The 8653-nt window shown below is 62.6% G+C and carries 10 protein-coding genes; 3 read left to right on the plus strand and 7 right to left on the minus strand.

Annotation, left to right across the window (positions count from 1 at the left end; genetic code table 11):
• The first annotated feature begins 95 nt into the window (after positions 1–95).
• Positions 96–398 carry a chorismate mutase gene (locus V2I30_RS11825; protein ID WP_330662377.1) on the plus strand — a complete coding sequence of 101 codons (303 nt, stop codon included), beginning with the start codon at positions 96–98 and terminating at the stop codon, positions 396–398.
• Positions 399–479: 81 nt separating this feature from the next.
• Here the strand turns inward: V2I30_RS11825 and rpsD are convergent, their stop codons facing one another.
• The 5 genes from rpsD to V2I30_RS11850 all read right to left on the minus strand — a co-directional run bounded on the left by rpsD (position 480) and on the right by V2I30_RS11850 (position 4689).
• Positions 480–1094: a 30S ribosomal protein S4 gene (gene rpsD, locus V2I30_RS11830; protein ID WP_330662378.1), complete on the minus strand. Its 615-nt coding sequence runs from the start codon at positions 1092–1094 to the stop codon at positions 480–482.
• Positions 1095–1248: 154 nt separating this feature from the next.
• Positions 1249–2397: a TrmH family RNA methyltransferase gene (locus tag V2I30_RS11835; RefSeq protein WP_330662379.1), complete on the minus strand. Its 1149-nt coding sequence runs from the start codon at positions 2395–2397 to the stop codon at positions 1249–1251.
• 5 nt (positions 2398–2402) lie between these two features.
• The gene (nrdR, locus tag V2I30_RS11840; RefSeq protein ID WP_330662380.1) at positions 2403–2876 is read right to left on the minus strand and encodes a transcriptional regulator NrdR; all 474 of its coding nucleotides are present in this window, start codon (positions 2874–2876) and stop codon (positions 2403–2405) included.
• Between the two features lie 14 nt (positions 2877–2890).
• Positions 2891–4213 (minus strand): serine hydroxymethyltransferase, encoded by a 1323-nt coding sequence (gene glyA, locus V2I30_RS11845; protein ID WP_330662381.1) that lies wholly within the window; start codon positions 4211–4213, stop codon positions 2891–2893.
• Positions 4210–4689, minus strand: coding sequence for an RpiB/LacA/LacB family sugar-phosphate isomerase (locus V2I30_RS11850; RefSeq protein ID WP_330662382.1), 480 nt, complete (start codon positions 4687–4689; stop codon positions 4210–4212). The genes glyA and V2I30_RS11850 overlap by 4 nt, the downstream gene beginning before the upstream one ends.
• 147 nt (positions 4690–4836) lie before the next feature.
• Here V2I30_RS11850 and V2I30_RS11855 point away from each other — a divergent pair, with 147 nt between their 5' ends.
• Positions 4837–5523 (plus strand): hypothetical protein, encoded by a 687-nt coding sequence (locus V2I30_RS11855; RefSeq protein ID WP_330662383.1) that lies wholly within the window; start codon positions 4837–4839, stop codon positions 5521–5523.
• A 24-nt stretch (positions 5524–5547) separates the two neighbouring features.
• Here the strand turns inward: V2I30_RS11855 and V2I30_RS11860 are convergent, their stop codons facing one another.
• Complete coding sequence (locus tag V2I30_RS11860; RefSeq protein ID WP_330662384.1) at positions 5548–6447, minus strand: sterol desaturase family protein; 900 nt, start codon at positions 6445–6447, stop codon at positions 5548–5550.
• Between the two features lie 241 nt (positions 6448–6688).
• Here V2I30_RS11860 and V2I30_RS11865 point away from each other — a divergent pair, with 241 nt between their 5' ends.
• Positions 6689–7132, plus strand: a complete 444-nt coding sequence (locus V2I30_RS11865; protein WP_330662385.1) for a hypothetical protein — start codon at positions 6689–6691, stop codon at positions 7130–7132.
• Positions 7133–7150: 18 nt separating this feature from the next.
• On the opposite strand, the gene rpoD is transcribed toward V2I30_RS11865, so the two are convergent.
• Positions 7151–8653: RNA polymerase sigma factor RpoD (gene rpoD, locus V2I30_RS11870; protein WP_330662386.1), on the minus strand; the 1503-nt coding region annotated here is incomplete at its 5' end.

Genomic DNA, 8653 nt, shown 5'->3' on the forward strand with positions numbered 1-8653 from the left:
CCTTGATGCAAGCCATGCGCGATGCCATTGGGGCGGGGCGTTTTGCCCAGTTCGCCGCCGATTTCCGGCGCAATTATCTCGGAAGTTCCTGATCGATGCCAAAAGCCCCCGACGATTGCCAGGACATGCGCGAAGTGCGCGTCGGCGTCGATGCGACCGACCGCGAGCTCGTCGCGCTGCTCGACAGGCGCTTCGGCTATATGCGCGCCGCGGCCCGGATCAAGGAAACGCGCGAGGCGGTCCGCGATGAGGCGCGCAAGGCCTATGTCATCGAGCAGGCGGTCGAGGATGCAAAGGCGCGCGGCTTGCCCGGCGACGTGATTGCGGATATCTGGGAGCGGTTGGTCGAGGGATCAATTCGCTATGAATTCGCCGAGTGGGACAGGATCAGGGACTGACCTGCCGCATCCGGCTCGTAACGAAAAAGGGCGGCCCCTATATGGGAGCCGCCCTTTTTTGTTCGCAATGTTCCTAGTGGATCAGCGCGAGTAGAACTCGACCACGAGGTTCGGTTCCATCGTCACCGGGTAGGGCACTTCGTCGAGCTTGGGCACGCGGGTGAAGCTCACCTTGTCGTTGCCGTCGGGCGCGACATAGTCGGGAATTTCACGCTCGGGCAGGCTCTGCGCTTCGATGACGAGCGCCATTTCCTGCGCCTTCTTGCCCAGGCTGATGACATCGCCCAAATCGCAGCGGCGCGAGGGAATGTTGCACTTCACGCCGTTCACATAAATGTGGCCGTGGTTCACGATCTGGCGCGCGGCGAAGATCGTCGGTGCGAACTTGGCGCGGTAGACGATCATGTCGAGCCGGCGCTCGAGCAGGCCGATGAGGTTCTGACCGGTGTCACCCTTCATCCGCGTCGCATCCTTATAGGTCGAGCGGAACTGCTTTTCGGTCACGTCGCCGTAATAGCCCTTGAGCTTCTGCTTGGCGCGCAGCTGCAGGCCGAAGTCGCTCATCTTGCTCTTGCGACGCTGACCGTGCTGGCCGGGGCCGTAGGAACGCTTGTTGACGGGGCTGTTGGGGCGACCCCAGATGTTTTCACCCATCCGGCGGTCGAGTTTGTACTTGGCGCTTTTGCGCTTCGACATAAGTTGTGTCCTTCAAATTTGCGTGAGCCACCCGGTTGGTGACCATTCAACCCGGCATCGCCCGTCTCGCCATTTTTGCGAAACGCGGCCACCGCTTCACCGGGATGCGGGGCCAATTTGCGAAGGCGCGCATGTAGCAGCGCGCAGGCTAAAATCAAGTCCTGTCGGGCCGAGCGAGTGAGGAGAGCACACCGCGCAAAGTGCGCACCTCGAGGTGGTTCCACCCCGGCTTGGTCAGGACCGTGCGCAGAGTGCGCCGCGTCGCCTCCGCGCGCGCTTCGGGCAGGAAGTAGCCCTTGGGCTCCAGCATCCCTTCCAGATGCGCGATCAAACCGTCGAGTTCGTCCTGTGGGGCAGGGGGCAGATGCTCCTCTTCGGCGGTGGGTTGCACGAGATCGCTCTCCGCCATCTCGCGCCCCATCCGCGACCATTCATAGGCGACAAGGATCACGGCCTGCGCAAGGTTGAGCGAGCCGAATTCCCGGTTGATCGGGACGGTAAGAATATGCCGCGCGAGCGCCACGTCCTCGGTTTCCAGCCCCGATGCCTCGCGCCCGAACAGCACGGCATGGCGGCCGGGATTGCCGTGGACGAGCCGGGCCGCGCCGTCCGCGCCCACAACCGGCTTGGTCACCCCGCGCTTGCGCACCGTCGTCGCGTAGACATGCTCGCAATCCGCGACCGCTTCGGCGGTGGTGTCGTAGATTTTCGCCTGGTCCAGCACGATGTCTGCTCCGGCCGCCGCGGGGCCGGCTGACGGATTAGGCCAGCCATCGCGCGGGTTCACGATCCGCATTTCGGTCAGCCCAAAATTGAGCATCGCGCGCGCGGCCTTGCCGATATTTTCGCCCAGTTGCGGGCGCACGAGGATTATTATGGGTTTGTTGGGGGTTGATGGAGTTCTCGGCTTCGCTCGAACTGGTCCTTCGACAGGCTCAGGACGAACGGACTGGTTACTTTCACCTCCACCCGTTCGTCCCGAGCGAAGTCGAGGGGCTCGCTCGAGCGGAGCCGAGAGCGGTCTTTCGGACGGTTTTTTGGCGAAGTGCGAAAGCCGGTCCCAATCGCCCATGATAAGGGCTTCTTTCTTCGCCCGGGACCATTTCTTGATCCGCAATTCCGCTGCCAGCGCCTCATGCCGCTCCCCGAATTCCTGCGACCACACAAGCTCCACCGGCAGCCGCGTCGCGGTATACCCCGCGATCTCACCGCTCCGATGCGCCCCGATCCGCGCCTCCAGATCCTCCGTATGGCCGACATAATAGGAGCCATCCGCACAGTGCAGCATGTAGACCCAGAACATGGCGCCTAGTCCTTCGCGGCCTCGGCCACGGTGTGCGCGAATTCCTCGAAATCGCGGGCTTCGGAAAAGTCGCGGTAGACCGATGCGAAGCGGATATAGGCGACCGAATCGATCTGTTTGAGCCCATCCATCACCATTTCGCCGATCCGGGCCGAGGCCACTTCGGGTTCGCCTGCGGTCTCGACCTGGCGCTGGATGCCGGACACGAGCTGGTCGATCCGTTCCTGCGACACGCCGCGCTTGCGGCAAGCGAGCGCGACGGAGCGTTCGAGCTTGCCGCGCTCGAAACTTTCGCGGCGTTCCTCCCCGCGTGCGCCCGACTTAACGATCGTGACCTCGCGCAGCTGGACGCGTTCGAACGTCGTGAAGCGCGCCCCGCACGAGCCGCATTGGCGCCGGCGGCGGATCGCATTCGCATCCTCGGTCGGGCGGGAATCCTTTACCTGCGTATCGTCACTGGCGCAGTATGGGCAGCGCATCTACCGAACCGGGCTCACGCGCCGGGATAGACCGGAAAATCGGCGCAGAGTTTGGCGACTTCGCCGCGCACCTGTTCTTCGATCTGCGCATCGCCTTCCGGGCCGTTCCTGGACAAGCCATCGACCACGCGTGCGATCAACTCGCCGACCTTGCGGAACTCGCCCGGACCGAAGCCGCGCGTCGTGCCCGCCGGGGTGCCCAGGCGAATGCCGCTGGTGACGAAGGGAGAGCGGGTGTCGAACGGGATACCGTTCTTGTTGCAGGTGAGGCATGCGCGGTCGAGGCCCTTCTCAGCATCCTTGCCGGTGACGTCTTTCGCGGTGAGATCGACGAGCATCGAATGATTGTCGGTCCCGCCGGAAACGATCCGTAGGCCGTGTTCCTCCAAGCTGGCGGCAAGCGCGCGCGCGTTCTCGACCACGCGGTGGGCATAGGTCTTGAAAGAGGGGCTCAGCGCTTCCTTGAAGGCCACCGCCTTTGCGGCGACGACATGCATCAGCGGGCCGCCCTGCAAGCCGGGGAACACCGCCATGTTGAGCGGCTTGGTGAACTTTTCGTCGTTCCACAGGATGATGCCCGAGCGGGGACCGCGCAGGCTTTTGTGCGTAGTCGAGGTGACGATGTCGCAATGCGGGAAGGGCGAAGGATGCGCGCCGCCTGCGACGAGGCCGGAAATGTGGCTCATATCGCAAAGCAGGATCGCGCCGATCTCGTCCGCAATCTCGCGGAAGGCGGGAAAGTCCCAGACGCGCGAATAGGCGGTGCCGCCACATATGATGAGCTTCGGCTTGTGCTCGCGCGCGGTCGCGGCGACCGCGTCCATGTCGATCAGCTCGTCGCCCTCGGTCACGCCGTAGCTTACCGGATTGAACCACTTGCCGCTCATATTCACCGGAGAGCCGTGAGTGAGGTGCCCGCCCGAATTGAGGTCGAGCCCCATGAAGGTATCGCCCGGCTCCAGCATGGCGAGGAAAACCGCCTGGTTCATCTGGCTGCCCGAATTGGGCTGCACATTGGCGAAGTTGCAGCCGAACAGCCGCGTCGCGCGCTCGATGGCGAGCCGTTCGACGACGTCGGCATAGTCGCAGCCGCCGTAATAGCGCTTGCCCGGATAGCCCTCGGCATATTTGTTGGTGAAGACGCTGCCGGTTGCCTCGAGCACCGCTTTCGAAGCGATGTTCTCGCTCGCAATCAGCTCGATCTTGTCCTGCTGACGCTTCAACTCCTTGCCGATCGCCTCTGCGATCTCGGGATCGGCGGTGGCGAGATCGTCGTGCCAGAAACCGTGCATCGGATCGGTGGTGTGGTCGGCCAGAGTGTCCGGATTCGTGCTCATTGGTGGGTCTCGATATGGTCGGGATCGGTGGGCGGATTGCCGAGCTTGGCGACGCGGCGATGGTGACGCCCCTGCGGATTGTCGGCGTCGGCGAATTCGGTGGCGAGAAAGGTCGCGACGCAGCTCTTCGCCATTTCCTCACCAATCATCCGCGCGCCGAGCGCGATGCAATTGGCGTTGTTGTGTTCACGCGCGAGGGCGGCGGAGAGTGGCTCCGACACCAGCGCGCAGCGTAGCGCCGGGTGGCGATTGACGCTGATCGAGATGCCGATCCCGCTGCCACAGAGCGCGACGCCGAATTCGGCAGTGCCATCGGCGACGACTTCGGCGAGCTTGTAGCCGTAATCGGGATAATCGACGCTCTCGCCCTCTTCCGGGCCGAGATCGGCGACTTCGTGGCCTTCGCTCATCAGCCATTCGGCGAGGGCGGATCTGAGCTCGATGGCGGCGTGATCGGAGGCGAGGGCTATGCGCATGGCCGCTTTATAATGCGCGCGGGGGCGCGGTGCCACCCTATGAGCCATGCTTTTCTACCGTCCCGCGCACTGTGGGGCCGGGTGGGCTTGCGGGGACGGACAGCTTGTTTCATCTTGGCGGGCATGTCGCGACGTTCCAGCCCCAGTTTGGCCATCCTGCGCCTTTCCGCCTGCGCCTCTCTCGCTTTCGCACCACCGATCGGTTCGACGCTGGCGGCGCAGGATCTCGGCGTTCCAGCGGAGCGGATCACGCGCGCCGCGACCCTGGGCGAGGGGGAGGGCGTGGTCGTCCTCTCGGTTCGCAGCGAACTTTATCTCGAGGAGCCGCTCGACCTCTATTTCGCCTTGGAAAGCGCGGGCGACGAGAACGGAACCGATGCCATCGTCCGCGTCGAGCGTCGGCAGGGCGCCTTCGCCTTCGGTAACGACACGGTCGAATACCGCCCGCGCGGCTATCGCCTGCCTGCAGGCAGCTACCGCCTGCTGGCCCACGGGATCGACTGCGCGAAAGTCCCCGCACCCGACGAAAGGTGCCTGATCGAGCGGCGCGGGATTATCGGCAGGATCGAAATTTCACGCCCGAGCCGCGGCTATGGCGAAGACGCGCCGCGCTTCGAGGTGCGCGAAGGCGCGGTGACCTATGCCGGCGATTTCGCGCTGACCGCCCGCAACAGTGTCGAATGGTCGCCCGTCCCGGCAGAGGAACTCGCCAAGCTGCGCCGCCGGTTCGCGGGGCTTGAAGCAGGGCCCGCGCCCGAGATACCGGAGGGTTTTCGCCTTAAATACGGCCTTCGCGCGCGCAGTTTTCAGGACGATCGCGGCCGGCGCTACTGACCGGATGGGCGGGGCGTTCAGCCCTTAGGCCGAAACCGCCTGCGCATATTTCGGACAGTCCGACCGGCACACCCCATCATGCGACCATTCGGGCGGGCGCCACAGATAGGCGAGTTTGTCCTGCCAGCTTTCCGCTGTGTCCATCCGGTCCTTCAGCTGGATGAGCCCGGCGAACTGCGCCGTCAGAGGATTGTTGTCGTAGACGCGCTTGACGAGGCCCGGATCGGGCTCTTCCTCGATATGCGCGATGCTGCCGAACAGACGGTCGAAGATGAGCGTGACCTGGCTGTAATTGCGATCGATATATTGCGGTTGGTTGGCGTGATGGACCTTGTGCATCTTGGGCGTCATCAGCACGTGGTCGACCCATCCGAGGCGCGGCACGTAGCTCGCATGGTTCCATATGCCGAAGGAATTGGTGAGCACGCTGACGGCGATATAGACCACCGGATCGACGCCGATGAAGGCTGCGGGGAGGGCGAAGATGCCTTTTAGCTGACCATCGAGAAAGAAGCCGCGCGCTGCCGTCGAGTGATTGAATTCGTTCGAAGAATGGTGGATCGCGTGGAAGGCCCAGAGCAGGCCGATCCGGTGCCCGAGGCGGTGATCCCAGTAATAGGCAAGCTCGTGGATGATGAAGGCCAGCGGGATCGCGGCCCACAGCGCCATGTTATCGACCAGTCGCAGATTGTCGAACACCATCACATAAAGCGCCAGCGGGATGAGGATCGCGATAATGAGGTTTAGGATGCTCCCCATCAGGTTCAGCCCGATAGAGCACAGCGCGTCGGCATTGTCGTAATCGGGATTGCCACGGATCGCCCAGAGGCGCTCCAGGATGACGCTGCCGAAATAGACACCGGCCAGAACCCAAAGCGTTCCGGGTCCACCGATGAACTCGATTGCTGCTTCGATGCTTTCCATGAAACCAAACTAGCGAATTGAGGGCTCGAGGCAATCGCATACCGTCATAGCCGGCGAATTAAGATCGTTGGCCCAACCTCCACACCGTCTGGAGTGTCCGGATCGGCGTCGAAAGCGGCCTACAACTTCTTGTTGCAACGTGGGTTTCGCGTCAGCCTTACCGTCTTTCCGTTATATTCAGGTGTTTTCCGTAGTTTGCGCGTCCGGGGGGCAGCGAGCACCCTCGACAGGGGGAAACCCAATGCTGAAATCTACGTTCTTTACCAAGGCGGGCCTCGTTCTCGCTGCATCTATGTCGCTTACAGCTTGCAATACGCAAGACGACAAACCGCGCGCGGGCGAGTGGGAACTGCGCAGCTGGTTGACGAGCGACGAACACGAGGACCGGCGCGTCGACGAGCAGGTGCATCAGACCACCTTGTCGCGCCAGAAAGCGGCGCTCCCCACCGCGCAGATTTTGTTCGGTGAATTCTATCGCGGCCAATCGCCCGAGCATGTCACCGTCGAAAGCGGCCGTATCGATGGTTTGCTAAAGCAGAGCGCAGTGCAGCCCTTCCCGGCCCACGAGCAGTCTGTATCGGGCAGTTACTCCGCGGATGAGTTCCGGATCGAGGTCATGCTGCCCCCACTATTGCCCGGATACCGCCAGATCGTCACGGGTCGCCTTGTCAAACCGCTCGAATAGGTCCGCCTCGCCAACGCTCTATTGGTCGAGGAAAGAGCGCATCTTGCGGCTGCGGCTCGGGTGCTTGAGCTTGCGCAGCGCTTTCGCCTCGATCTGACGGATGCGTTCGCGGGTCACGCTGAATTGCTGGCCGACTTCCTCAAGGGTGTGATCGGTGTTCATCCCGATGCCGAAGCGCATGCGCAGCACGCGCTCTTCGCGAGGGGTGAGGCTGGCGAGGACGCGGGTGACGGTTTCCTTGAGGTTCGCCTGGATCGCGGCGTCGACCGGGATCACGGCGTTCTTGTCCTCGATGAAATCGCCGAGATGCGAATCTTCCTCGTCGCCAATCGGGGTTTCGAGGCTGATCGGTTCCTTCGCGATCTTCATCACCTTGCGAACCTTTTCGAGCGGCATCGATAGGCGCGCGGCCATCTCTTCCGGCGTCGGCTCGCGGCCTTCCTCGTGGAGGAACTGGCGGCTCGTGCGCACCAGCTTGTTGATCGTCTCGATCATGTGGACCGGGATGCGGATCGTACGCGCCTGGTCGGCGATCGAGCGGGTGATTGCCTGCCGGATCCACCATGTCGCATAGGTCGAGAACTTGTAACCGCGGCGGTACTCGAATTTGTCGACCGCCTTCATCAGGCCGATATTGCCTTCCTGGATGAGGTCCAGAAATTGGAGGCCGCGATTGGTGTATTTCTTGGCGATGGAAATCACGAGACGCAGGTTCGCCTCGACCATCTCCTTCTTGGCGATCCGCGCCTCACGCTCGCCTTTCTGCACCATGTTGACGATACGGCGGAACTCTTCGAGCGCCATGCCGGTCTGCGCGGCGATATCAGTGATTTCGGCGCGGATGCGCTCGATCGCGGCCTCTTCCTTCGTCGCGAAGGCGGCCCATTTCTTGTCCTTCTTCGCGTTGGCGGCGATCCAGCTGTCGTCGAGCTCGTTGCCGACATAGGACTTCAGGAAGTCGATTCGCTTGATCTTGTGACGTTCGGCCAAGCGCAGCATCTGGCCGCCCAGAGCGGTCAGGCGACGGTTGAAGGCATAGAGGTTGTCGACCAGGAATTCGATCTTGGTTGCGTGGAACTGCATCGATTCCACCTCGGCGGTCAGTTCCTCGCCGAGCTTCTCGTACTTCTTTTCCTTCGCCTTCGGGAATTCGCCGCCAGCAGCGAGCGTATCGACCCGTTCAGCCTGCAACTTCTCGAAGGTCTTGAAGAGCTTGGTGATGCGCGCGAAACGCTCGATCGCGTCGGGCTTCAGCGCGGCTTCCATCTGCGCGAGGGAAAGGGTGTTGTCCTCCTCTTCCTCGTCGTCTTTCTTCGTGTCGCCGTCCTCGCCGTCTTCGTCTTCGGACGTTTCGTCGTCGACGTCATCATCGTCGTCGCGGATGGTGGGACCGGCGGTTTCCTCGGAAATCTCGCCGTCGTCTTCCTCGTTTTCCTCCTCCATCTTGTCGGGCGGAGGCTCCTTCGACAGCATCGCGTCGAGATCGAGGATCTCGCGCAGCTGCATGTCTTCGGAATTCAA

Origin of the sequence: Erythrobacter sp. (assembly GCF_036351135.1) — a bacterium.
Taxonomy (GTDB): Bacteria; Pseudomonadota; Alphaproteobacteria; order Sphingomonadales; family Sphingomonadaceae; genus Erythrobacter.